This is a genomic window from Rhodococcus erythropolis R138, from assembly GCF_000696675.2.
GTDB classification, from domain to species: Bacteria; Actinomycetota; Actinomycetes; order Mycobacteriales; family Mycobacteriaceae; genus Rhodococcus_F; species Rhodococcus_F erythropolis.
The window spans coordinates 2,211,591-2,236,726 of record NZ_CP007255.1 but is presented as its reverse complement, the minus strand read 5'-3'; the positions used below and the strand labels follow the sequence as shown (position 1 = coordinate 2,236,726).

The window sequence follows — 25,136 nt, the reverse complement described above, 5'->3', positions numbered from 1 at the left end:
GGGTTCGGAACTACGGGCGAATGCCTGATGAAGGCATGCGCCATCGCGAGATCTCTCGATCTCGTTGGAAACTTTGATTCAGCTCTGCGGCAGCACTACTCGAATGCAGCAGCCCGACTGGGCATCGACGACGGCGATCCTGCCGTCATGTAATTCGACCGCCCACTTCGCGATCGCGAGGCCGAGCCCGGTACCCCCGTCGGTCGATCCGCCGCGGATGAAGCGGTCGAACACTCGCTCACGGGCTTGTGGCTCGATGCCGGGGCCGTCGTCGTGGACATCGAGCACCAACTCCCCTGCACTGCCGGTACGTACTCGGATGACAACTTTCGTGTCGACGTTCCCGTGCTGAACCGCGTTGTCCACCAGGTTGGTCACCACCTGATGGAGGCGATCCGGATCGGCTACCACGGACAATTTCGGAGGCTTGACGTCTATCTCGATGTCGCCCGCACTCACACTCGACAGCTCACGTAGGAACGGCTCGACCTCGAAACGGCGGCGCTTCAACGGCATAGCGCCGCCCTCGAGTTTCGAGAGGTCGAGAAGGTCGGCCACCAGCGCTCCCAGTCGTTCCGTCTGCCGCAACGCCGATTTCATCATCGCCGGATCCGGTTCTTCGACACCGTCGACAACGTTTTCGAGCATGGCTTGCAAAGCGGTGATGGGCGTCCGTAATTCGTGGGAGACGTTGCCGATCAACTCGCGGCGGTACCGGTCGTCGGCCCCGAGGTCCTCGGCCATCCGATTGAACGCATGGGCGAGTTCGCCTACCTCGTCGCGGGAAGTCGCTCGCACCCGCCGCGAATAATCGCCGCGCGCCATCGCCTTCGCCGCGGCCGTCATCTCGCGAAGCGGTGACGTCATTCCGTGTGCGAGCACTTGTGTAACTCCGAGAGCGACAACCAACGCCGTCAGGAGAGCAAAACGAAACGGTTGTTGCGACGTCAGCCAGAAACCGCCCGCGGCGAACAACAGCGCTGCGACAACCAGGAGGCCGACCTTCACTTTGAACGATCGCATCGGGTCCAGCGGCCGCGGCCACCGTGCAAAGAGTCGGTCGACGCCGCTCATCGCGGCACGTCCCAGGCGTACCCGACGCCGTGAACGGTCCGGATCACGGAAGGTCCGAGCTTGCGTCGTAGAGCCTTGACGTGGCTGTCGACGGTCCGACTACCCGCTCCCTCACCCCAGCCCCAGATCTCCTCGAGCAGCGACTCCCGCGGGATCGCCGCTCGCGGCCGCTCCGCCAGGTAGGCGATGAGATCGAATTCGGTGCGAGTCAGGTGGACTTCCTGCGTATCACGACGCACTCGACGTTCGGTCAGGTCGATTCACGACGTCGCCGAACTCGAGCAAGTCGGCCACCGGGCGAGCAGCGTGCTCCGCACGATCAGCGCGCCGAAGCAATGCCTGAACACGGGCGACGAGGACACGCATGCTGAACGGCTTGCTCAGATAATCGTCGGCCCCGACGCCGAGACCGATCAGCATGTCGGTTTCATCGGCACGAGCGGTCAACATCAGCACGGGCACCGGGCGCACGGCCTGGATGCGGCGGCAAACTTCGAGGCCGTCGAATCCCGGCATCATCACGTCGAGCACCACTAGGTCGGCATCCATCTGCTCGCAGCGGGTCACAGCGCTGGGGCCGTCGAATGCCAACTCGACGTCGTAGCCCTCGGCACGCAGCCTCGCTGCGATGGACTCGCAGATACTGACCTCGTCGTCGACCACGAGCACTCTTCGCTGACTCATGGAACTGACTGTATTCGGCCCTCGTGGATGAACCTGGGAGGACTTGTGAAGGTTCTGTGCAGGTTCTAGAACCTGCGGATGTTGTTGATCGGCAGATCCGCCAGCGGCGTCAGTCCGGTCGGAACACCAACTCCGTAGGCGTTGAACACCATTCCGAATCCGGCGTAGATGCCGACGTGCGTCGCACCGGGGTAGAAGGTGATGACGTCGCCGGGCGCGAGGGCCCACCGAGGAACCGGCTGTCCGACGTTGGCCTGCTGTTGGCTGGTCCGTGGCAGATTCACTCCGGCCTGCCGAAACGCCCATTGCACCAGCCCGGAGCAGTCCCACGAGTTCGGCCCGACTCCGCCCCATTGGTAGGGCTTTCCGGTCTGAGTGCTCGCTGCTGCCAGCGCGATCAGGCCTGCCGGACTCGGAATGGGGAGGGCGGCTGATCCGCTGCTGATGCTTCCTGCGCTTCCCAGGCTGCCGGAGCTCCCGCTACTGCCACCGCTACCGAGGCTTCCCGGGTCGGCCGAGGCGGGGGCAGCGGAGAGCAACAGGACGCTTCCGGTCAGCAGAGCAGCGACCGTTCCCGTGCGGAGTGTCGACTTCTTCATGCATCCGTCCTTCGTGGGAGTCGTTTCGGCGCGCGGCAGCGCACCTCGATAGCCGTGAACTGGTAAGACACGTGAAAACAAACACTTCGTTCGGATGTTAACGGCGTAGACGTGGTGTTCGGACAGGAATCATTGATCCCATTTGTCGGTTTTCGACAAACAGGCCTTACGTCCCGGCCTGGCAAAGATCAGGGAATGATCGGGGATTTCCTGGATCCGTCGGAGCCGGCGGATCCCTAGATTCGAAATCATGCGCTCATACCTCCTTGTCGCCGCGGTCATCATCGGAGCCACCACGGCGCTGATCGGTTGCTCGACGCTCCAGCGCGCAGTGGAGATTCAATCGGATCTCGACGGACTCACCAGGTCGGGTGTCGTCGGGTCGATCGCAACACTCGACGACGGCACCACGACGGCTGTCATGACCAGCGGCGTACCCAATCGGACCAACGGCGATTCGATCGGCAAGAATGATCGGGTCCGGATCGGAAGTGTGACAAAGACATTCACCGCTTCACTCGTCCTGCAGTTGGTGGCCGAAGGCAAGGTCGACCTCGACGCACCGATCGAGCAGTACCTCCCGGGCCTACTGCACGGCAGTGACATGGACGGCAGTGACATGGACGGCAGTGGCACAGACGGTAGCGCAATCACCGTGCGGCAACTGTTGCAACATCGCAGCGGCCTACCCGAGTTCGCCGGAGAACCCGGCGCCGACGAATGGATTGCCGCAAACGAGGACCGAACGCTGACGCCGTCCGCCGCGGTCGCCATCGCCCTCGGCAAACCGGCGCAATTCGTCCCCGGAACGTCGTTCGTCTACACCAACACCAACTACATCGTTCTCGGAATGCTCGTCGAATCGGTGACCGGCCGCAGCTACGCCGACGAACTTCAGTCTCGGATACTCGACCCGCTGGACCTGGAAGACACGTACCTCCCGGCGGCCGGTGAGCGCGACATCAGGGGCGATCACCTGACGGGCTATCAGGATCTCGATGGTGGCCTGACCGATGTTTCCCGCACGGAACCGTCGATCCCCTGGTCTGCCGGAGCGATGGTCTCGACGGGCACAGACCTGAACGCCTTCTGGCGTGCGCTACTCGACGGGCAGGTGGTGCCGGCCGAGCAGCTTGCCGAGATGACCACCCCTCAGGTCGGCGCCACCGAAGCCGAGGGGCTCGGGTACGGGATGGGCGTCGGCGCCACCGAACTTCCCTGCGGCGTCACCTATACCGGCCACAGTGGCGGGATCTACGGGTACTACACGCTGTCCGGTGCGACGCCGGATCGTGCGTTCACCGTGACGCTGACGTCGACGCCGAAGGACCAACCGGACACCGTCGCGATACTCTCGCACGCGCTCTGCCCCTGACGCTGTTACCAGTACTGATGACGCTGCCCGTCGGTATCCGCGACGAAGATGACCGCGTCGGCGCCGTCCAACTCCGAAGGTTTCAGCGGCAGATGCCCTGGCAGGATCGCTTCTCCCGCGGTGATCGACGGGCCGAGCGCGGCTAGCAGGGCCGGAGTCGAGAACAGGGCACGCCGACCGGTCGCATCGGCCAACGCTCCCTGCAGAGTGCCCGGATCACTGTCGGGGTTGGCGTCGGTTGCCAAAAATACGTAACGCTCCCCGAGGACAAGTCCGACAAGTGAGCCGGCGCTCCCCCAACTGACCACGTCGCCGTTGACCGGCATGTCGGACGGCACTCGCAAGAGATGGGCATTGTGTGCGAACAGCAGGCTCGGCCCGCGTCGCTGCTCCTGGGCGACGACCGCCAGCAGGTTCTCGGCCATCATCTCGGCACGCAGACTGAGCAGTGTTCCGATGCGATCAGGAGCGGAACTCGCCATCGCGGAGTGATAGCGCAAGAGCCCCAGAGCGGTGCGTGAATGTGCAAGGGCCAGGTCGTACCCGGCCGGGTCGGCGGGTCGCAGCACTGGTGCGGCGCGCCGCAGGACGCTGCCGAGGTCGTCCGCAATGATGCGCAGAGCGCGAGCATGATCGGAGTTGCCGACGGACGCAGCCGGATCGAACATCGCCGCCGGGTTGGTCCAGTCGGCGTCCTGACCCAGTAAAAGGTCGGCGTCGTCGAGAGATTGCGGCCGCAACGCGGCGGGCAGGAAGTCACCTGCCGCAGACAGTGCGCGGCGCGGGCTCGGTGCACCGGAGTACTCCACCGGAGCGTCGAAGCCGTAGAAGCGAACTCGGTCAGCCGGAGCGCGGCCGTCGTTGTACTCGCGTAGCCATTCGACGAGTTCGCGGTTTCCCGGTACCGCGCCGAATCCGTGGCTGAAGCCTGTGGCGAGCACCTTCTCGATGTCCGCCTCTCCCCCGTTCACGTAGCCGTCGACAAGCAATGCCGCAAAGGCATCTGTTTCGAGCACGATCGACCGATATCCTCGTTCGACCAGTTGGCCGAGAAGTTCGTTGCGCAGCAACGGAAAAGCCTTGATCCCATGAGTCGGCTCGCCGAGAGCCAGCAGAGCCGGCACCTCGCTTCGCGCTGCGAGCAGTTCGTCGACGGCACGACCAAGACTTGCCGCGTCTTCGAGTTGGCGGCCGAACTCACTCAGCGCTGGGGCAGTGGACATGATCATCCCTTTCGAAGGTGGACTGCCTTCGACAGTATCGTTGAAGATTCGAGTGAAACTTTTACAACAATTACCTGGGGCATACCGCGAAAAGCCTCAATCGGAGGTGATCAGTGCGGCCCATCGACCTTGCCCGTGAACACGGGTTGTCCGCACAGGCGATCCGCAATTACGACGACGCCGGCGTCCTTCCTCCGACCGAGCGCAGCAACTCCGGCTACCGGCGATACACCCCAGTGCACGCGCAGGCCCTGCGAACTTTCCTCGCATTGCGCGGCGGTCACGGCCACCAGCGGGCCACGGAAATCATGCGTGCGACCAACCAGGGCGACACCGAGTCCGCCTACCGCCTGATCGACAGTGCACACGTGACACTGCTCGCCGAGCGAGGAACTCGCACCGAGGTAGCCGCAACGCTGGGGACTCTGTCCACCATGGCACCGGCACTGGTCCACGGTCCAGCGCTGACGGTCGGTGAGCTTGCGCGCCGTCTCGGCGTTCATCCGGCGACACTGCGCACGTGGGAAGAGCACGGCATCCTGCACCCCGAGCGCGAACGAGCAACGGGTTATCGCGAATACGGTCCGGAGTGTGTGCGCGACGCCGAGATCGCGCGGCAGCTGCGGCGCGGCGGCTACCGACTGTCGCAAGTCGCCCAGTTTCTCGATTCGCTGCGCGAGGCCGGCGGAGCGGACTCATTGGCAGCGTTCCTCCAATCCTGGCAAGACCGGCTGGCCACACGCAGTCGCAACCTTCTCGCCGGCGCGGCTCAGCTCGATGCCTATCTCACGATGCTGGATCAGACCTCGCCTGGTTGCCGATCAGCAAACGGTTGAGGTGTCAGTTCACAAGCCGCGCAAGGCTCCTCACCATCTCACCGACGGTGTCGGTCGACGGCCACGGGAATTCCGGGAGATCGGCCCGCAACATCACCTGTCCGTGCAGCGAAGTCCAGATCGATACCGCATCGACAAAAGTGTCTGTGCTGGCCGACCTCCCAGCGGCGACGCACGCGTCGAGGTTGGTCACCAGCGTGTTGAAGGCGGCCAGTCCTCGCGTATCCGATTGTGGTGACTGACCTTTCGGCCTGGACCACCCGAACAAGACCCGATACCGAGCGGGCTCGGAAATGCCGAACTCGACGTATGCCGAGCACCCGGCATACAGACCCTCGACCGGGTCGGGGTGCGCGGAAACGGCGTCGGCCACGGCGAGATGCAACTGCTCCAGCGATTCGGAGACCACCGCTTCGACAATGGCATCGCGATCGGAAAAGTGTCCGTAGATAGATGGTGCGGATATCCCGACTTCGCGAGCGACTGATCGGAGCGTCACCGCCTGATCCGATCCGGTGCGGGCGATGAGCGTCGCCGCTGCGGCGACGATCTCTCCGCGGAGCCGTGCGCCGCTTCCTCTCGGATTTCGGGCGCGAGTACTCCGAGAACCACTCGTCCCAGTTTCATCGGCATCTTCGGAAACATCACTCACCCGACAAACTTTACACATGTAAGGCGAGGGGGTACGTTCTCATCACTAAACATTCGTAAGGTTACATTCGTAAGGACATGATGAATTCCCTCGAACCCACTGACCGGCGACGATGGGCAGCACTGGGCGCCCTCTGCACATCCCTCGTCGTAGTCACGATCGACAACACCATCCTCAACACCGCTATCCCGACCCTTGCCCGCGAACTGCGGGCGACCACCGTCGACCTGCAATGGATCACCAACGCATACACATTGGCGTTCGCCGCCTTGCTCATCACGGCAGGTGGACTCGGCGCGAGATTCGGTCACCGTCGGATACTTCTGACCGGCCTCACCTTGTTCGCTCTCGGGTCAGCCTTCGCTGCCCTCTCTCACACGTCGTTGCAGCTGATCGGCTGGAGAACAGTGATGGGGGCAGCCGCCGCACTGGTCATGCCGGCGACGCTGTCACTTGTCGTCTCGATGTTCGCCCCGCACGAGAGAGGCCGGGCGATAGGAATCTGGTCTGCAACCGCCGGACTGGGAATCGCGATCGGCCCCGTGGCCGGTGGCGTACTTCTCGAACATTTCAGTTGGGGAAGCGTCTTCTGGATAAACGTCCCACTGGTCGCCGTTGTGATAGCCGCGACGGTTTCTCTTGTGCCCTCAGCAGGAGGAATGGTCAAGGGTTCCTTCGACATCCCCGGACTCCTGTTGTCCGCCGGCGGACTGGCTTTGATCGTGGATGCCCTCACCCAAGCAAGCCTTCGCGGATGGTCGTCGCCCATCACGGTGCTGGAGATCGTCAGCACAACAGCACTTCTCGCCGGGTTCGTATGGTGGGAGCTGCGGGCCCCGGCGCCGATGACAGACGTGCGCATCTTCACCAGCCGAGTGTTCAGCATCTCCAATGCCATCTTGGCCGCAACGTTCTTCGCCTTGTTCGGTGTTCTCTTCACGTACACGCAATACCTCCAATTCGTTCGCGGTTACGGTCCATTGGTTGCCGGCGTCGGTGCAGTTCCGTTTGCACTGGTGATGGCGGCTGTCGCCTCCAGCAGCGATCGTGTGGTTGGCCGACTCGGGGTGCGCAGTTCGATCGCGGGCGGCCTCGCGGTCATGTCCGTGGGACTGTTGGTCTTGTCGATCGCCGCGGGTAGGTACGCACCGTTCGGGGTCCTGGCTGCGATCATGGCACTGGTTGGCGCCGGGATGGGGCTGGTCATGGCTCCGGCAACAACTGCGTCGATGTCGTCGGTTGCGCCCCAGCAGGCTGCGATGGCAAGTTCGATCAACAGTGTCGTAAGGGAATTGGGTGGAGTTCTGGGCGTCGCCGTCGTCGGGACAGTCGTAGCAACGGTTTTCCGGTCCCGCTTCGAACCCGGAGTCGGCACTTCCACAGTCGATCTGGCGCAGATCCACGCCGACGCTCCCCCGGTGAGCATTGTGGCCGAAGCAGCGAATCAGGCTTACACTTCGGCGATGTGCATGGGAATCCAGATCTGTGCCGCAGCAGCGTTCCTCGGCGCGTTGGCCGTTATTGCCTTGTTTCCCGCACCACGTCGCCCGGCTTCTTGTCCTCCCGCAGACCCCGCCAACTCGGGTGGCGAAGGCGTCCGGTCGCCGTCCAATCCATGAACCGCGCCTCACCGACGAGTTCAGGCCTCACCCACACCGCACCCTTGCGGTCGTCTGCTGGAAGTTCCTCCTCGAACGGACTTTCCTTCTGACGCAACGGTTCCAGCACCGCAAGCAGTGACTCCAAATCACGATCACTGAAGCCGGTACCGACGCGCCCCACGTAGGTCAATCCATCCTCGCCCGGAATTCCCATGAGCAGCGCCCCGATCCCCTGCGCTCGATTGCCCTGCCCGGTGCGCCACCCACCGATCACCACCTCTTGGGTGCGCCAGTTCTTCACCTTGATCCAACTCGACCCCCGCCGCCCTGGAAGGTAGACCGATGCACGACGTTTGGCGACAATCCCTTCCCACCCGGCATCGGTACTCACCTCCAAGGCGTTCTCCGCCGTGCCCTCGATCTGCGGTGGTACCTCGAGCTCACCGACCTTGCCCGCCAACGCATTCAACACGGTGCGGCGATCCGAATAGGACTTCCGCAGCAAAGACACTCCGTCGAGGTACAGAAGATCGAAGGCCAGGAACACCGGTTCCCCACCTCGCTGGAGGAGGCCGAAATCTGTAACTCCCGCGTCGTTGTACGCCACCACCTCACCGTCGAGAACCACGTCATGACCGTCCAGCACCTCGGCCAACCCGGCAAGGGCTGGATAGTCCCGGGTCTTGTCGTTACCCGCGCGACTGCGAAGCGACATTGTGCCCGAACGATATTCGAGAATCACTCGAATCCCGTCCCACTTTCCTTCGAAGGCCCACTCCTGCGGGTCGAGACCTTCGAGCGTTCCAGCGGTGGCAAGCATCGGCTCGAGATTCTTGGGAAACTCCGTTCCGAAACTCGCGTTCTGATCCTTCATCAGATGCATCAACCACTGATCACCCTTTGTCCGGATCAGCGCGAAGCGTCCCTGCACCCGCTCCCCACTCAAGCGCACGATCACCTCGTCTTCACGCCACTTCTCGGTCTCGTACGTCCCGGAATCCCAGATCGTCATCGAACCGCCGCCGTACTCCCCCTTCGGAATCGTGCCCGAGAATGTGGCGTATTCGAGCGGATGATCCTCGGTGTGCACGGCCAACCGATTTTCTCCGGCACTGGTCGGCACACCCTTCGGGACTGCCCAGGACACAAGCACACCATCCCGCTCGAGACGAACGTCGTAATGCAATCGTCTGGCGTGATGTTCTTGAATCACAAAGGTATTGCCCGCTGTCTCCTTGTCCACTGCAGCAGGGATCGGCTCCGGAGTCCGGTCGGCCGACCTCTTGTTGCGGTAGTGCGTCAACGTATCGGCTACAGCCGCCGAGACCGGCGGATCCAGATCGCCCAGCAGATCACCGTCGGATTCGACGCGCTCCAGAACCTCGTCGAACAGCAGGTGGCGCAGTTTCGGATCGTCGAGTTCGTCCCAACTGCGCGGCGCGGCAACATAGGGTTGATCGCGACCGCGCATCGAATACGGCGCAATGGTGGTCTTGGCTGCGTTGTTCTGACTCCAGTCAACGAAGATCTTGCCTGCCCGGACATTTCGCGCCATCGTCGCGGTGACGAGATCCGGGTGAAGCTTCTCGAGCCCGGTGGCGATCTGCTTGGCGACAGTCGACGCACCACTGCCGTCCAAGGCTCGATCCAGTGGTACGTAGAGGTGGATTCCCTTGCTACCACTGGTTACCGGATAGGCCGTCCACCCCAGAGTTGCGACCAGATCTCGAATCGACCTCGCCACCTCGGCGCACTCGGCCAATCCGACGCCTTCGCCCGGGTCGAGATCGAATACCAGTCGTGTCGCCGGACCACGCTCGGAACCGTCGAATCGCCATTGGGGAACGTGTAATTCGAGTGCCGCCTGTTGCCCCAGCCACGCCAGGGATGCAACGGAATCGAAAATCGGGTAAGTGACGACGCGATCAGAATGTTGCAGCGACGCACGCGTGAGCCACTGCGGGGCAGACGACGCCAGGTTCTTCTCGAAGAAGGACTGACCGTCCACACCGTTGGGCCAACGCTTACGAGTACCAGGTCTACCGACGACATGCGGAAGCATGACTGCGGCGATACGGGTGTAGTAGTCGATGACTTCGGCCTTCGTGGTGCCGCTCTCGGGGTAGAGGATCTTGCCCAGATTGGTCACGGACACGGTTGTGCCGTCGAGAGTGATCTGACCCCGATCCGTCGTTGCCATTTCCTCATTGTGCTGGATAGCGCTGTGTCTGGATAGCGCTGCGTCTGGCAGTAGAAATCTGATGGATCGGAAACCTGCCGCTGTGCCAGGCCACGGGCAAGACTGGATTCTCGATGGGAGAGGAGACCACGATGACAGTTCGCAGTTCCGTGGAGCCGTTGGTGGACAACAACTGGCGGATGTTCGCCACCTGTAAAACAGTGGACCCGGCGGTGTTCTATTCGCCGGGTGAAGAGCGCGGACGCAATCGGGCTGCACGGGAGAGTTCCGCGAAGCAGGTGTGCTTCCGCTGCCCGGTCATTCGGGACTGCCTGACCTTTGCACTCGAGACCGCTGAACCGCACGGAGTCTGGGGTGGGACGACACCGTCGGAGCGCCTTGCACTGCGACGCTCAGCTGCGTGAACTCCGCTCACACGAGACCCCCGTCACGTCCAGACCGGACAAACAGGCAAGATGGCCTAGTGCCTATGACACGACGCGCAGTTGCCGTGACCGCGATCTTCGCTTCCTCGATCTTGTTGGGCTCGTGTTCGTCGCAGCCGGAGGCACCTGCGGCAGCAGATACCACCACCACGGTTCCCGAGGCGTTCACCAAACTTCCCTCGACCACCGCAGTGGACAAGTGCGGACCCCAGAGCGGGACCACCCTCGAAGACGGTGTCCTGACCATCGCCACTGACTCACCGGCGTACGCGCCGTGGTTCGTCGACAACGATCCGTCGAACGGCAAAGGCCTCGAGGGTGCGGTGGCCCGGGCGGTCGTCGACAAGCTCGGGTACAACACCGACCAGGTTCGCTTCACCACTGTCGCCTTCAACGACGCATTGAAACCAGGCCCCAAGGATTTCGACTTCGACGTCAATCAGTTCACGATTTCCGGGGATCGCCGCGCGAACGTCGACTTCAGCTCGCCGTATTACGCAGTGGCGCAGTCGGTGATCGCCTCACGCGGAAGCAAGGCCGCCGGTGCAAAGAATCTTGCGGATCTGGCCGGCTACCGTTTGGGCGCTCAGACCGGTTCCACCAGCCTCGCGGCGATCACCGACACGATTGTTCCGACCACTGCGCCACGCGAGTTCGCGACCACGGACGACGCGAAAGCTGCGCTGGCCGCGGGCAAGATCGACGCATTGGTCGTCGACATCCCGACCGGATTCCACATCACCGAGAACGAACTGCCCGGGTCGGTCATCGTGGGTCAGTTTCCGCGGCCCAACGCAGTCACCGAATTCTTCGGTTTGGTGCTCGAGAAGAACAGTCCGCTGACCGAGTGCGTCTCCGCGGCAGTCGATGCGCTCTACGCCGACGGAACCCTCGAGAAGCTCGCAACCGAATGGATCACCGACAGCGCCGACGCACCCGTTCTCGAGTAGTTCAGCCGGCGCGCCCACTGATCGCGCCGACGAAGACCTTCGGGATGTCTGCCGGTGTCGGAGCGAAGTGACTGTTACCGCCGGTGAGAGTCGAAATCTGCTCGAGCACATCGGTATCGGCATCATCGGTGACACCGATGGTGATGATCGGTACCGGCCGCGTCGGGTCCTGCTCGCGAGTCAGGGTGTCGAGAAGTTCCTGCAGGGCGATACCCGACGGATCGTCGTTGGCACCGTCGGTAAGCAGAATCACCGAATTGATCGAGGCCGGATCGTAGGACTGTTGCATGGACCGATACGCGGCGAGAACGCTGTCGTACAAACCTGTTCCGCCGCCGACGATCGAAGAGAGGTTGTCGATCCGAGACAGCAGTTTGCTCCGATGATCCGTGCCACCTTCAGTTGCATCCATACGGGCGACAGGTTCGAGTTCGCGGTAGTCCGTCCCGTCACCGAGGTCTACGGAGAACGCCCAGAGACCCAATTGTGCGTTGGCAGGAAACATTCGGATCGCGATGTCACCGGCCTGCGCCGTCGCGGCCATTCGAGTGACCCCGTCCTGCATGTAGTCCATGGACCCCGAGACGTCGACAACTGCCAGCGCGCGGGAAGGCCTGGACAGAATCTCGTACCGCGCAAGCGCTTTGGTGACCACAGACGGATCGGACGGCACCAGCGAGCCAACCTTTCCCACTCCACCGGCTACCGGTGGGGCCTGATCCGCGCCGCGGAACCCGAGGCCGGCAAGTACGGAGCGCCCGGTGTCCGATGCCAGCGCTGCCGCCAGCAGTTTGCCGGCGTCGTCCGCAGCCGACGAGTCTGCACCCACACTTGCCATCGGGTAGTCCATGAAGACCGAACCGGACGACGGTACCGACGCGGTGAGTCGACTGTCCGCATGTGCGGCGAGATAAGCCTCGAAGGTCTGCTCGGTAGTCACCGCGGTTCCGCCGGACGCGTCCACGGTTTGGATGCGCCCGGTCGAACCGGTTTCCTTCAGATTTCCGTACTGCGCTTGTGCCACCGGCACCAGGGCTGCCGAAATGGATGTGAGGTCCCCGCCCCGCGACTGGGTCTCGGCAAAGGCCGCCACGATCGGCGCGCTGGAGACGGCACTGGTCAGGGGATCGCCGATGTGCAGCGATGGAGCGCCGAGGACATCCGTCCATGCGCCGGGTGCCTCGGTACCCGGCGCAGAGACGGCGACAACCGGGGTGGAGGCGACCGAGTTACTGATCCGGCGAATCTCCTGCCCGCTCGCCGAAACCTTGTCCAGCCATTCGCTCGAATCAGGGATCCACAGTGCGGGCGCCGTACCGTCGGCGATCGCCGCGACGGTGAGCACGGGATCTTGCGGCGTCACGCTGAGCGAGCTGCATCCGAGATCCGCGGCGGGGATGGCAGCGGCGACAGCTTCGAGTCCCGAGGCGATCGACGGATCGGCCGCCACGGTCACGGTTTCCGGGTTGTCACAGTTGGTTGCCGTCGCAGCTGCAGCGGCGCCCGCACCGAGTTCTCCCTTGTCGCTGACGCTTTTGAACGTCACGGCGAATGCTGCCGTTCCACCGACTGCAACTACCGCCAAGAGTCCGATCAGAACCTGCACGGATCGAGGCATGGACGCAGGTGGTGCGCCGTACCCATGACGAGACGACATTGATCGAATCCTTTCCGGCGGGACCCGCATCAATAACCAACTGATGCCCGGTTTATCCCGCCGAAAAGAATCCTAACTCATGTTAGCGGTGAAGTAGCTCTATGTGGAAATCTCCACAAACTAGGTGTAGATCTGGACAAACTGGGCCAGTGACTTCTCCACATCGCCTTTGAGCGCCCGCGCCACACTCGAACCGATCGGGCCGAACAACGGCGCGCCGCCCAACTCGACTGTCAGCGCGAGTTCCGACCCGTCGCCCTTTGCCTTCACGTCGAGTTCGAGACCGAGCTTGACCCCGCCCTTGCCGTCTCCCTTGAGTGAGATCGCCTTCGGGACGTCGTACTTCTTGATGGTCCACCGAACACGGTTGCGCAGGCCTTTCACCGTCACGACCGAGCTGATCTCGGTGCCGACACCCAATTGCTCGGGAAGTTCACTGCGCCATCCGTCGTGAACCACGAGCCAGTTTTCGTAGCCGCTGAGATCGGAGGCCTTGTCCCACACTTCTTGAGGAGGAAGCGGGACGTCGATTTTCACTGTGAGCTTTGCCATGGCAGAACAATAAGCCCCGTGCGCCTTTTCCGTAACCAGAGGTACCAGAAAGACGCACGGGGCTTTGCCCCTCTTAGTGGCTGACAGCCTTTTCGACGCCGACGCCGGTGAGGGAGCGAACTTCCATCTCCGCCTGCTTTGCCGGATCTTCGATCTTGTTGCGTCCGATGTACGTACCGACGATGCCGAGGACGAATGCCAGCGGGATCGAGACGATGCCGGGGTTCGAGAGCGGGAACCAGGCGAAGTCGGAGTTCGGGAACATCGACGACGGCTTGCCCGACACTGCCGGGGAGAACACGATCAGCGTCAAGCAGCTGACCAAACCGCCGTAGATGCTGAAGAGCGCACCGGTGGTGTTGAACTTCTTCCAGAACAGCGAGTACAGCAGGGTGGGTAGGTTCGCCGAGGCCGCCACTGCGAAGGCGAGGGCCACCAGGAAGGCGATGTTCTGCCCCATCGCCATGATGCCGAGAACGATGGAGACGAGTCCGATGACCACGACGGTGATTCGAGAAACTCGAACCTGCTGCTCCTCGGTTGCGTTGCCGCGCTTGATGACACTGGCGTAGATGTCGTGAGCGAACGACGCCGAAGCAGTGATCGCGAGACCGGCAACGACGGCGAGGATGGTCGCGAACGCCACCGCGGAGATGATGCCGAGGAAGATGGTGCCACCGAGCTCGAAGGCGAGCAACGGAGCGGCCGCGTTCTCTTTACCGGGTGCTGCCAAGATCTTGTCCGGTCCGACCATGCTGGCCGCGCCGTAACCGAGAACCAGCGTGAACAGGTAGAAGGCACCGATGAGCGCGATCGCCCAGGTCACCGAGCGGCGAGCTTCCTTGGCAGTGGGCACCGTGTAGAAGCGCATCAGCACGTGCGGCAGGCCCGCAGTGCCGAGCACCAAAGCGATTCCGAGAGAGATGAAGTCGAGCTTCGTCATTCCGGAAAGACCGTACTTGGCACCGGGTCCGAGGATGTCTCGTCCCTGCACACCCTTGGTGGTGGAACTGTTGACCATGTCCTGCGCATTGGCGAGCAACTGAGAGAAGTTGCCGCGCACTGCCCACAGAACGAGTACGAACATGATTCCGGCTCCGGCAACCAGCAGAACTGCCTTGACCATCTGTACGTAGGTGGTGCCCTTCATGCCGCCGACCAAGACGTACACGATCATCAGCACACCCACGATCGCGACGACGATCGACTGTCCCACCTTGCCGTCGATGTTGAGCAGCAGGGCGACAAGTCCACCGGCGCCGGCCATCTGGGCAAGAAGGTAGAAGAGGGAAACGGCCAGGGTGGACAGGGCTGCCGCCATGCGCACCGGACGCTGCTTGAGCCTGAAGCTCAGGACGTCGGCCATCGTGAATCTGCCGGTGTTCCTGAGCAATTCGGCGACCAGAAGCAACGCAACCAACCAGGCGACAAGGAATCCGATGGAGTACAGGAATCCGTCGTAGCCGTACACGGCGATCGCACCTGCGATACCGAGGAACGATGCCGCCGAGAGGTAGTCGCCGGCGATGGCGAACCCGTTCTGCGGGCCGGTGAACTGTCCACCGCCGGTGTAGAAGTCGGACGCCTTCTTGGTGGTCCGGCTGGCGCGGATGACCAGCGTCATGGTCACGACGACAAACGCGAGGAAGATCGCGATATTGAAGGCGGGGTTTCCTACGTCCGTTCCGGACGCGGCGAGTGTGGTGATCACTGTGCGGGACCTTCCAGTTCTTCACGGATGGCAGCGGAGCGGGGATCGAGCTCACGACCGGCGAACTTCACGTACCACGCGGTGATGGCGAAGGTCGTGACGAATTGCCCGAGACCGAGGATGATGCCGAGATTGATGTTGCCGAGGACCTTGGTGGCCATGAAGTCGTGGGCATAGGTAGCCAGGACGACGTACACCGCATACCAGAGCAGGAAGAATGCAGTGATGGGGAAAACGAACTTGCGCAGACGCGTTCGGAGTTCCTGAAATTCGGGACTCGCTTGCATGTCTATGAATGCCTGGGCATCCGGGGTGCGTCGCTCTTGCGGCGACCCCTCACTGATTTCTGCTGTGGACACTGCCGGCTCCTCGCCTCGCGTGTGAAGTGAACTACGCACAGACGTTAGTGAGATCGGAGTCACATGAAGATGCTGTGGCGCCAGTCACACGGTGAGCAGTCGCGCGCTGCGCCGAACGGTCAGGCAGGCGCGACCAACGGCAGAGGGTTCGGGCGGTGAAAGTCAGGGTTGGCGGAGATCGTCTTCGCGATCGGAGCCCATTCCGAGCCGTTCCGGGGCGTGCATCCGCGTGAAGATTCGCGCAATATCTGCCGGTATCTGCTTCGACGACACCTTGCTCACGACGATCATCGTGAGGAACGCCAGCGGCACGCTCACCGCGGCCGGGAACGCGAAAATGGCTGCCGGCCAGCCACCGAGGACGTCCTCCGACAAACCACCCAGGACGGCGACAGTGGCGGCAGTGCCCGCAACACATCCACCGACCACCATCCCCGCCCCCGCGCCGACGGCAGTCAGACCGCGCCACCAGATACCCAACACGAGCAGTGGGCAGAGCGTCGACGCGGCGACCGCGAACACCAACCCGACGGTTCTCGAGAGGTCGACCGACACCACCGCCAGCGACAGCACGAGCGGAACGAGCCCGGCCAGGAGCGCTGCAATACGGAAGTCTCGAACTCGTCCGCGGAGAACATCGGTACTGACGACGCCCGCGATGCTGACGAGCAATCCGGACGACGTCGACAAGAAGGCGGCAATGGCACCTGACGCGACGAGGGCTGCCAGCAGCTGTCCGCCCCACCCCGAGAACACCGAACCCGGCAGCAGCAACACCGCGGCGTCGGAGGTGCCCGTGATCAGAAGTTGCGGAACGTACAGGCGAGCGAAGACGCCGAGGAGGGTCGGAAACAGGTAGAACACGCTGACCAGACCGACAACTGCAAGCGAGGTCAGACGAGCGGCCCGGCCGTCGGGGTTGGTGTAGAACCGGACGAGAACGTGAGGCAGGCCGAGCGTTCCGAGGAAGGTCGCGAGCATCAGCGAGTACACCTGATACATCGGGTGCGGCCCGCCGAAACCCCAACCCGGGGTGATCCAATCCGAGTTCTGCGCGGGCGCTCCGGCGACGACGGGAACCGCGGCTCCCGCGTCGAGAACCATGGACATGCCTTCACCGAGGGTGTGCTCCCCCGGGCCCAGTGTCACGGTTCCTTCGACCACTCGCCCGTCGACTGTGCCGCCGCTGACCGTCACCGGCTCGGATACCTGGACGACGACGTCGGTGGTGATGTCGACGGTCGTCGCAGTGGTGACCGTCGGCGGCATCGACGCGCCGACGTCGTGATGATCGCCGAAGAAGTAGAAGGTCAGTGCCACAGCGGGAATCGCGACGGCAGTCAGTTTCAGCCAGTACTGGAAGGCCTGAACGAAGGTGATCGAGCGCATCCCGCCGCCGACGACGTTGGCGATGACGATGACCCCGACAGCAACGCCGCCGATCCAGCTGGGAACCCCGAGCAGAATGTTGAGCGTCAGTCCCGCGCCTTGGAACTGTGGAATCAGATACAGGATGCACACCATCGCGACGACGAGCATTGCGAGCTTGCGCAATCGCGGTGAGCCGAGACGGAATTCGGCGAAATCGGGGACGGTGTATGCACCGGAACGCCGAAGCGGTGCTGCGACGAACAGCAGCAGGGCGAGGTATCCGGCGGTGAATCCGATGGGATACCAGAGGGCGTCGGCGCCGTATTTCGCGACCAGCCCGGCCACGCCGAGAAACGAAGCAGCGGAGAGGTACTCACCGGAGATGGCCGTCGCATTCCACCGCGCGCTGACGGTTCTGGACGCGACGAGAAAGTCCGAGGTGGTACGAGCGAGCCGAACGCCGTAGATTCCGATAGCCACGGTTGCCACGGCCGCCGCAACGATGCCGAGCACCGTCAGCACCGGGATAGGTTGTCCTCCCACAGCGCCGCGCTCAGTCGTCCACGATGTCGTTGAAGTCCTGCTCGTTTCGCTCCGCACGACGCACGAACACCCAGCCTGTGGTCAACAGCAAGGGATACACGGCGCCGCCCATCACGAGCCACGGCAACCGGATGCCCAGGACTGCGACCTCCGACAGTGTCGGGAAGAGGTGCGTCAGAAGCGGTACCGCACACAGGAGCCCGGCTGCGACGACGGCAAGGCGAATCGCCAGTCCCAACTGCGCGCGAACGAGACCGCGGATCATGGCGTCACCGACTTCGGTCTGTTCCTGCACCTCCACCCGCGTACGGACGATCCGTGCGCCACTACGTTGCGCCAACACAACGCGCTCACGCTGCGGAGGATCGGACTGCGACGTCACCGTGACAACCAGCTCTGCTTGGGCGCACGAACCAGTCGATCCTTGAGTTCACGGGTGTGTCTGCGGCTGACCGGAAGTTCGACGGGAGGCTTGTCTCCGTGCGGGCGCAGACAGACCACCAATCCGCTGCCTACTGTGCGGATGCCGGTGACCAGCGCCAAAGACACCAGGTAGGAGCGGTGCACGCGCAAGAAGCCCGCGTCGGCCCAGCGTGATTCGAGTGTCGAGATCGGGATGCGTACCAGGTGCGACTTCCCGGCGGTGTGCAAACGCGCGTAGTCCCCGTCGGCTTCCACCCACTCCACCGAGGAGCGTTGAACGAGCGTCGTAACGCCGCCCAGTTCCACCGGGATCACCTCGTCGGTGGACGCAGATTCGGGCTTGTTCTCGCTCTTGGTGCGCCCGGCCAACCCCACGATCCGTTGAACGGCCTGAGCGAGACGCTCCTCTCGGAGCGGTTTGAGTAGGTAGTCGACGGCACCGAGGTCGAATGCATCAACCGCTCGATCGTCGTGCGCTGTCACGAACACCACGGGTGGTGGCGTCGCGAAATTGGAGAGGATGCCGGCCAGTTCGAGACCGTCGAGTCCGGGCATGTTGATGTCGAGAAATACCGCGTCGATGCTTCCACTGCGCAGTATCCGCAACGCAGTCGTCGCATCCGATGCCGTGTGAACGTGCGCCACCGAGTCCTCGGCGCGCAGCAAGAAGGCCAGCTCGTCGAGGGCTGGTTTCTCGTCGTCGACGGCAAGGACGGTCAGCTGGGCATCAGTGTCAGTCTCGTTCACAACAGGTCCATGTTCCCACGACGGTTTCAGCCTGATCATCGAAGGCGAGAATCAGACGTGAATACCCTGCTTGAACTTGGGAACACGCATGCTGACCTTCGTACCGGCACCCGGCGCTGTCTCCACCACGAGTCCGTAGTCGTTGCCGAACGCGGCACGAAGTCTGTCGTCGACGTTGGCCAAACCGACGTGAGCAGCTTCGCGTGCGCTGGGTCGTCCCGATCCCGACTCGATGGCGTCAAGTGAGCCGGAACGCAGTAGTTCAGGGTCCATCCCCACACCGTCGTCCTCGACGCTGATGATGCAGTCAGGTCCCTCGTCCGCGGCCACGATGCTCACGGTCCCGCCCTCCGGCTTACTCGAAATGCCGTGACGAACCGCGTTCTCGACCAGCGGCTGGAGAGCCAGGAACGGAAGAACCACGTTGAGCACTTCGGGTGCTATCTGAAGGCGGACGTTCAGCGCCTCCCCGAATCGCGCGCGTTCGAGGGTCAGGTAACGATCGATGTTGCGTAGCTCGTCGGCAAGCAGGGTGAACTCACCCGCAGATCGGAACGAATACCGGGTGAAGTCCGCGAACTCGAGGATCAGTTCTCGGGCCCGCGCCGGGTCGGTTCGGACGAACGACGCGACCGTGTTGAGCGCGTTGTAGATGAAATGGGGACTGATCTGCGCGCGGAGGGCACGCACTTCGGCGCGATCCAACAGGGCTCTGGACGCGTCGAGGTCGGCGAGTTCGATCTGGCTGCAGGCGTATCGAGCCACCTCGGTGACCGCTCCGAGCATTCCCGGCCACGGGTCTTCGCTGGTGACGATTCCCAGCACGCCGACCACGCCGATGTCCTCGATCAGCAGGGGCTGAGCGATCAGCGCTCGCACATGGTGATCGCTCGGTCCGCGCACCAGGTCCGAGTGGGTGACGAGCACCCGGCGTTCGCCTTCGATCGCGCGAATGGCGGCGTCGTGGAATTGATCGGACAACGCTTCGTGACGGCCGTCCCACGCCAGCAGATTTCCCGACGCGTCTGCGAGGCCCAGACCGGAACCGCCGGTCAGCTCGCGTAGGTGAGGCGCCGCCTCGGCGGCCGAATTCTTGTCGAGTCCACGCCGAAGTGGCCGCGCGGCAAGTGAAGCCGTATGGAGCGCGGCATGGACGGCACGTTCGGTGGGGGTGGTCACCTCACGTCTGGTGCGCATCCACACCGCTGTCAGTGCCCCGGCCACTGCGAGAATCAGCACGCTGAGAAGCGCGACCACGGCCGGACTCAACGCGAATCCTCGTCCAGTTTCCGGATCAGTGTTTTCGGAGCCACCGTGCGGTACGCATCTTCGACGACGTCGGCTACGTCGTTCCAGAATTTCTCGTCCTCGGTCTCGTCGGCACTCGGAACGTCGAGGTACACACCGATCCATCCCCGGCCACCCACGTACGGGGGGACGAAGAACCTCGTCGGATCGCGACTGACCCAATCTGTCTGCGCCCCAGGTGGGGCCGCGGCCCAGATCGCGAGGCGATCGTCGTGGTGGTGATCTGCCATGGTGACGAACTGCGGCGCTTTGCGCACGAACCACGACGATTCACCGTGGCTGACCCGCTCGGTTGCCTCTGGCAATGCCAGTGCAAGAGCGCGGATTCGTGCCGACGCCGTCATCGATTCACGACCCGCAGGTATTCGGTGCCGGAACACCTGCAAATCGATCCTTCACCCACGCAACAGCTCCCGGCACAGCGGCGCCGTCCGCGTGACCTTCGCCCGGTCGCGCCTGGAATTCGATGACGTCACCCTCGGCGCAGGCACGTTCGACGGCCGCCTCGGTCCATTCCGGACGGATGAGGTTGTCATTGGTACCGACGACTACGTACATCGGCCCGCTCGCGCGTTGACGTGGGAGAGCAACGTCGCTGAGCCACGCGTGAATTCGGTCCGCGTCCTCGGCGGTAGCTGGCCGGGTGTCGGCGGGCGTCACCTTTCCGACAAGACCCAACTTCTCCGTCGCGCGAGAGGTCAGGCACGAGGTGAGCAGGTCGTAGTTCTGCTCGAATGCGCCGCGCACGTAGTCGGTTCGTTCGAGCTCCGAATGGGTGAGGGACAGCCCTTCGAGTACATAGGGCAGCAGCAGTTGCTGTGGCAGTGACAGATTCACCTCGGAATCACTCGAGATGATCGGCGAGATGTCCGCTGCCGGGGACAGGTTTGCTGCACCGACGAATTCGAGTCCGTCGCCGTAGGCGTCGGCTTCCTCGGCTGCTGCCCAGGAAGCCTGCCCGCCTTGGGAAAGCCCCAGAGTTGCCCACCGAGTCGAGGTGTCCGGAACGACGTTGCGCGCCGCTCGAACCGCGTCGATGACGTTGAACGCCGCGGTGTCCGGTTGCAGGTAAGGATGCGGGTCCGGAGTGCCGAGGCCCTCGAAGTCGGATACAGCGACCACGTATCCCGAGTCGAGGAACGGCGCGACCAGGCCGATCGTGCCGAAGAGGGTCGGCGAGGTCGACGGCGCACAGTCGTCCGAAATACCCGTCGTGCCATGGCCGATGGAGACGATCGGCCAACCGCCCTCCGGCGGCGTTCCAGGCGGTGTGAACACGGTTCCCGATACCTGGGTCTCCCGGCCGTCGATACCGGAGGTGGAGCCGTACAGGATTTTCACCGCGCTCGCTCCGGACGCCGCCACTTCGGCTGTGCTGGTGAAGGGTTCACTGTCGAACACGACGCCGCGTTGCGCGCTGCTCTCGACCGGCGGGGTCGTCGTGGTTGCGTTGTCGGTAACAGAGACATCTGGCGAGGCATCCGATCCGCAGCCGACGCTCACGAGGAGCGCGCTCGCCACCACGACTCCCCAGCCTGCGCGAACCCTCGAACTCCGAACCGTCATACGCAGTGTTCCCCTCTATTTGCCCGCGCTGCCTGCTCGGCGACGCCTGACACGTTCCTCGGCTGCAGCCTCTTCGATGTCGAGTCCTTCCAATACGGTACGCAATACCTCGTCGTCGAGATCTCCGTCGTCGCGCGCGGCGATCAGTGCGACTCGTTGCGAGCGAAGGGATTGATGCCGGAATTTGTCGAAGAGCGCTCCCGCATTCCACAAGGCGGCCTCGCGATCGGCGTCCTCGTCGACCTCCTGGAGTTGAAGCCTCGCCTGCATCGAGCGGCGTACGCGCTCGACGATTGCCTGCAATTCCTTTCCGTCGATCCCCGACGGAGGGTGCGCAGCCGCGTCTGCCAACGCCTTCTCACCGGCTTTGCGAGAAATGTTGCGTGCCAACTCCATCTGTTCCTGGGTACGCAATTGTTCATAGGGATCCGCGACGTCGAGGCGACGAATCAGGAACGGCAAGGTCGATCCCTGGATGAGCAGTGTCCCGACCGCGACGATGAACGCGATCGCCTGAATGACGCCGCGTCCGGGGAACGGCTCGCCGGACGAGAGCGCGAACGGGATACCGCCGGCCGCAGCAAGAGTGACGACACCGCGCATTCCCGCCCACGAGACCACCAGATTCTGTTTCCACGTCAGTTGATTCTCGCGATCACGGCGCAGAGTTACACCGAATCGCACACGGGAGTAGCTCAGGAACAGCCACACCGGCCGAATCACGATGACCACGGCCAGGACTGCCAGACCGTACGCGAACACGTGAAGCACCGGAAGCCCGTCGGCGACAACATCGTCGATCACGAAGCTCAGTTGCAGCCCCATGTACGCGAAGACGAACATCTCGAGGAGCGTGTCCAGGCTCGACCACACCGAGCGCTCCTGCAGCCTGGTCATGATCGACGCGTCCGTCGAATAGTGTCCGATCACCAGACCAGCAACCACGACGGCCAGAACACCGGACGCGTGTAGTTCTTCAGCGGCCAGGTAGGCAGCGAACGGAAGGACCAGCCCCAAGCCGGTTTCGAGTGGAGAGTCGTACATGCGGGCGCGAACGAACTTGACGACAAACGCGAGCACCAAGCCGACGACAACGCCGCCGATTACTTCGTACGCGAAGAACAACAGGGGCGAATCCGTCGCAATTCGCGTTCCGGTCACGGCAGCGACCGCGACGGTGAAGAGGGTCAGCGCGGTCGCGTCGTTGACGAGCCCTTCGCCCGTGAGGATGGCGATGACTCGTTTCGGGAGCCCGAGTTTCTGACCGACCGCCACCGCGCTGACGGCATCGGTCGGCGCGATCACAGCTCCGAGCACGAGGGCGGCGCCGATAGTGAACTCGGGAACCATCCATTCGGCGAAGAAGGCAACCACGAACGCCGTCACCAGCACCATTCCGACGCCGAGACGCAGAATGGGCGCAAGGTTGCGTTTGAAGGTCGCGACCGAGAACTTGAGAGCTGCCGAGTAGAGAAGCGGCGGCAGGACCACACCGAGAATGACGTGGGGGTCCAGTTCGGGCCGCGGCATACCGGGGATGAAGGAGGCGACCGAGCCCACGGTCACCAGGACCAGCGGGGCCTGCAGGTTTCGTCGATTGGACAGCCCGGTGACTGCGATGGCGGCAATGACAACCAGCAGAATCCAGGTGAAGTTCACGCGTTCATTCTGCCCGCCGACCCTGGGAGTTCACCCAGCGGACGCACAGAAGCCCGCAACCTTTTCGGTTACGGGCCCCTGAGCAACGGTATGGCCGAATCCGGTTTTACTGCTTTTCGGGAACAGCCTTCTTGGCGGCCTCGGCTGCCTTGTCGATCTGATCGCCGTACTTGTTTCCGGTCTTGTCGTCGGCGATGTCGGCCACCTTGTCGATCGCGTCGTGAACCTTGTCGGAGTTCTCCGCTGCGAGCTCCTGGCCCTTTTCGACCAATCCCTTGACGTTGTCCAAGAAACCCATGTCCGTGTCCTCTCCCGGTGCTGACGCACATCCTTCGGCGGAATCGTTCCTCCGCGCCCTTCGATTCTCACAGGTCGACGGCCTCTACGCCAGAAAGCAGGTCCGTGCGTTCGAGCCGCGCGCAACTCGAGGTAGCGTTAACCCGCCAATAGCTGATTGATCACCCATCGACATCGACAGGTGCCCGGATTGAATGCAGGACTGCGCGGGACGGGGAGCGACCCCCACCCCACGCGTGAACTGCTGTCCCGGTGGTGGTCGGATCGCACCGATTACACCTGGCTCCCCCGATTCCTCGACACTCGCGGGCTGACCGTTCCCGGACGCAAATTAGTCGCGGTGTGGTGTTTTCTCTTCGCGCTGATCGCGGCGACCATGCAGTTGAGCCGCTTCGGTTCCGATTCCGCCCTTGCACGGTCCATCCTCGCAGTCGGGACCATCAGCGGGGTCTATGCCGGTTGCCGTTGGGTGCGAAACGAATCGTGGCCCACCTGGCGCCAATCCGTGGCCTTTGTCGTCTGGGCCGACCTCTGGCTCGCCGTCACGCTCTTCTTCGCGGTTCGCACAGCGTTCGTCGGAACGCTGGGTTGCGTCCTGTTCATCATGATCGGCTTCTACGCGGCGATAGTTCACAGTCCGCGTGTTGCCGTGACCCACATCGGCTGGGCTCTTGCTGTCTGCACGACGCTCGCTGCCATGGCGATGTCCGAGCCGGTCAACGACGACTGGGTGGTCGTGAATCTCTATCTGATGGTTGCCGGTGTGGTTTTCTCCACCGCGTGGATTCTGCAGATCGTCTGGCTGCGCCTGACCGACGACGCACGCAACGCCCACCGGGACTACCTCACCGCGACACTCAATCGCCGCGGACTCCAGGACGAGGCACAGCATCTGCTGCGCAGTGATCGAACGCAGGCTCTGATCGCACTGCTCATCGACGTCGACTCGTTCAAAATCCTCAACGACACGCACGGTCACGTGGCAGGTGACGACGCGTTGACCGCTGTCGCCGACCGCCTCATCGCTGCCGCCGGGCCTGAGGCAGTGGTGGCGCGAATCGGCGGCGACGAGTTCGTCGTCCTGCGCGGAGTCGATCGAGGAGATATCGAACAGGTTGCCACCGAGATACATTCGGCGGTCTCGTCCGACTCCGATCCCTATCCCGTATCCGCCAGTACCGGCGTCAGCGTCTACCTCTGTCCCGAGGCGGACTTACCGGATCGGGCTGTCAACGAACTGATCGAGCACGCAGACAATGCGATGTACCGGGCCAAGAAGCGCGGCGGCGATCGCATTGCCTGGGTGCAGATGTTCAGGCGCTGA

General features: G+C 63.1%; 23 protein-coding genes and 1 pseudogene. 6 read left to right on the top strand and 18 right to left on the bottom strand.

Annotation, left to right across the window (positions count from 1 at the left end; all coding sequences use genetic code 11):
* Positions 1 to 78: 78 nt before the first annotated feature.
* The 3 genes and pseudogenes from H351_RS10545 to H351_RS10535 form a co-directional block, all read right to left on the bottom strand.
* Positions 79 to 1,074, bottom strand: a complete 996-nt coding sequence (locus tag H351_RS10545) for a HAMP domain-containing sensor histidine kinase (protein ID WP_029255973.1) — start codon at positions 1,072 to 1,074, stop codon at positions 79 to 81.
* A pseudogene (locus H351_RS10540) lies at positions 1,071 to 1,758 on the bottom strand (response regulator transcription factor). Before H351_RS10540 ends, H351_RS10545 begins: the two are co-directional and overlap by 4 nt.
* A 65-nt stretch (positions 1,759 to 1,823) precedes the next feature.
* A complete protein-coding gene (locus tag H351_RS10535; protein ID WP_029255974.1) occupies positions 1,824 to 2,357 on the bottom strand; it encodes an NlpC/P60 family protein in 534 nt (177 codons plus the stop codon).
* Positions 2,358 to 2,607: 250 nt separating this feature from the next.
* Here H351_RS10535 and H351_RS10530 point away from each other — a divergent pair, with 250 nt between their 5' ends.
* A complete protein-coding gene (locus H351_RS10530; protein ID WP_019744827.1) occupies positions 2,608 to 3,732 on the top strand; it encodes a serine hydrolase domain-containing protein in 1,125 nt (374 codons plus the stop codon).
* A 5-nt stretch (positions 3,733 to 3,737) separates the two neighbouring features.
* On the opposite strand, the gene H351_RS10525 is transcribed toward H351_RS10530, so the two are convergent.
* Positions 3,738 to 4,961 carry an erythromycin esterase family protein gene (locus tag H351_RS10525; RefSeq protein WP_081051148.1) on the bottom strand — a complete coding sequence of 408 codons (1,224 nt, stop codon included), beginning with the start codon at positions 4,959 to 4,961 and terminating at the stop codon, positions 3,738 to 3,740.
* Positions 4,962 to 5,068: 107 nt separating this feature from the next.
* On the opposite strand from H351_RS10525, the gene H351_RS10520 reads away from it, so the two are divergent.
* Positions 5,069 to 5,791 (top strand): TioE family transcriptional regulator, encoded by a 723-nt coding sequence (locus H351_RS10520; protein ID WP_029255976.1) that lies wholly within the window; start codon positions 5,069 to 5,071, stop codon positions 5,789 to 5,791.
* A 4-nt stretch (positions 5,792 to 5,795) separates the two neighbouring features.
* Here the strand turns inward: H351_RS10520 and H351_RS10515 are convergent, their stop codons facing one another.
* Complete coding sequence (locus tag H351_RS10515; protein WP_003940096.1) at positions 5,796 to 6,443, bottom strand: TetR/AcrR family transcriptional regulator; 648 nt, start codon at positions 6,441 to 6,443, stop codon at positions 5,796 to 5,798.
* Between the two features lie 77 nt (positions 6,444 to 6,520).
* Between H351_RS10515 and H351_RS31380 the strand changes: the two genes are divergently transcribed.
* Positions 6,521 to 8,062, top strand: a complete 1,542-nt coding sequence (locus H351_RS31380; protein ID WP_029255977.1) for an MFS transporter — start codon at positions 6,521 to 6,523, stop codon at positions 8,060 to 8,062.
* Here the strand turns inward: H351_RS31380 and H351_RS10495 are convergent.
* Positions 7,962 to 10,244: an ATP-dependent DNA ligase gene (locus H351_RS10495; RefSeq protein ID WP_029255978.1), complete on the bottom strand. Its 2,283-nt coding sequence runs from the start codon at positions 10,242 to 10,244 to the stop codon at positions 7,962 to 7,964. The two genes, H351_RS31380 and H351_RS10495, sit on opposite strands and share 101 nt — an antisense overlap.
* 131 nt (positions 10,245 to 10,375) lie before the next feature.
* Here H351_RS10495 and H351_RS10490 point away from each other — a divergent pair, with 131 nt between their 5' ends.
* Together H351_RS10490 and H351_RS10485 are read left to right on the top strand one after the other, a co-directional pair.
* Positions 10,376 to 10,648 carry a WhiB family transcriptional regulator gene (locus H351_RS10490; protein ID WP_019744832.1) on the top strand — a complete coding sequence of 91 codons (273 nt, stop codon included), beginning with the start codon at positions 10,376 to 10,378 and terminating at the stop codon, positions 10,646 to 10,648.
* 65 nt (positions 10,649 to 10,713) lie between these two features.
* Entirely contained in the window at positions 10,714 to 11,619 is a 906-nt protein-coding gene (locus tag H351_RS10485; RefSeq protein WP_029255979.1) for an ABC transporter substrate-binding protein, read from the top strand.
* 1 nt (position 11,620) lies between these two features.
* On the opposite strand, the gene H351_RS10480 is transcribed toward H351_RS10485, so the two are convergent.
* The 12 genes from H351_RS10480 to H351_RS10425 form a co-directional block, all read right to left on the bottom strand.
* Positions 11,621 to 13,276 (bottom strand): substrate-binding domain-containing protein, encoded by a 1,656-nt coding sequence (locus H351_RS10480; protein ID WP_029255980.1) that lies wholly within the window; start codon positions 13,274 to 13,276, stop codon positions 11,621 to 11,623.
* A gap of 120 nt (positions 13,277 to 13,396) precedes the next feature.
* The gene (locus H351_RS10475; RefSeq protein ID WP_003939735.1) at positions 13,397 to 13,828 is read right to left on the bottom strand and encodes a type II toxin-antitoxin system Rv0910 family toxin; all 432 of its coding nucleotides are present in this window, start codon (positions 13,826 to 13,828) and stop codon (positions 13,397 to 13,399) included.
* Positions 13,829 to 13,901: 73 nt separating this feature from the next.
* Positions 13,902 to 15,539 carry a solute symporter family protein gene (locus H351_RS10470; RefSeq protein WP_003939876.1) on the bottom strand — a complete coding sequence of 546 codons (1,638 nt, stop codon included), beginning with the start codon at positions 15,537 to 15,539 and terminating at the stop codon, positions 13,902 to 13,904.
* A complete protein-coding gene (locus tag H351_RS10465; RefSeq protein ID WP_003939976.1) occupies positions 15,536 to 15,898 on the bottom strand; it encodes a DUF485 domain-containing protein in 363 nt (120 codons plus the stop codon). The genes H351_RS10470 and H351_RS10465 overlap by 4 nt, the downstream gene beginning before the upstream one ends.
* Before the next feature lie 162 nt (positions 15,899 to 16,060).
* On the bottom strand, positions 16,061 to 17,812 hold the full coding sequence (locus H351_RS10460) for a sodium/solute symporter (protein ID WP_019744836.1): 1,752 nt from the start codon (positions 17,810 to 17,812) through the stop codon (positions 16,061 to 16,063).
* Positions 17,813 to 17,822: 10 nt separating this feature from the next.
* Complete coding sequence (locus H351_RS10455; protein ID WP_003939880.1) at positions 17,823 to 18,194, bottom strand: membrane protein; 372 nt, start codon at positions 18,192 to 18,194, stop codon at positions 17,823 to 17,825.
* The gene (locus H351_RS10450) at positions 18,191 to 18,982 is read right to left on the bottom strand and encodes a LytR/AlgR family response regulator transcription factor (RefSeq protein WP_021332251.1); all 792 of its coding nucleotides are present in this window, start codon (positions 18,980 to 18,982) and stop codon (positions 18,191 to 18,193) included. Before H351_RS10450 ends, H351_RS10455 begins: the two co-directional genes overlap by 4 nt.
* A gap of 51 nt (positions 18,983 to 19,033) precedes the next feature.
* On the bottom strand, positions 19,034 to 20,251 hold the full coding sequence (locus tag H351_RS10445) for a sensor histidine kinase (RefSeq protein ID WP_019744838.1): 1,218 nt from the start codon (positions 20,249 to 20,251) through the stop codon (positions 19,034 to 19,036).
* The gene (locus H351_RS10440; protein WP_020908719.1) at positions 20,248 to 20,634 is read right to left on the bottom strand and encodes an MmcQ/YjbR family DNA-binding protein; all 387 of its coding nucleotides are present in this window, start codon (positions 20,632 to 20,634) and stop codon (positions 20,248 to 20,250) included. The genes H351_RS10445 and H351_RS10440 overlap by 4 nt, the downstream gene beginning before the upstream one ends.
* A 4-nt stretch (positions 20,635 to 20,638) precedes the next feature.
* Positions 20,639 to 21,856: a lipase family protein gene (locus H351_RS10435; protein WP_020908720.1), complete on the bottom strand. Its 1,218-nt coding sequence runs from the start codon at positions 21,854 to 21,856 to the stop codon at positions 20,639 to 20,641.
* Positions 21,857 to 21,871: 15 nt separating this feature from the next.
* Positions 21,872 to 23,515, bottom strand: coding sequence for a Na+/H+ antiporter (locus H351_RS10430; protein WP_019744841.1), 1,644 nt, complete (start codon positions 23,513 to 23,515; stop codon positions 21,872 to 21,874).
* 106 nt (positions 23,516 to 23,621) lie between these two features.
* Positions 23,622 to 23,813 (bottom strand): antitoxin, encoded by a 192-nt coding sequence (locus H351_RS10425; RefSeq protein ID WP_003940164.1) that lies wholly within the window; start codon positions 23,811 to 23,813, stop codon positions 23,622 to 23,624.
* A 180-nt stretch (positions 23,814 to 23,993) separates the two neighbouring features.
* On the opposite strand from H351_RS10425, the gene H351_RS10420 reads away from it, so the two are divergent.
* On the top strand, positions 23,994 to 25,136 hold the full coding sequence (locus H351_RS10420; RefSeq protein ID WP_019744842.1) for a GGDEF domain-containing protein: 1,143 nt from the start codon (positions 23,994 to 23,996) through the stop codon (positions 25,134 to 25,136).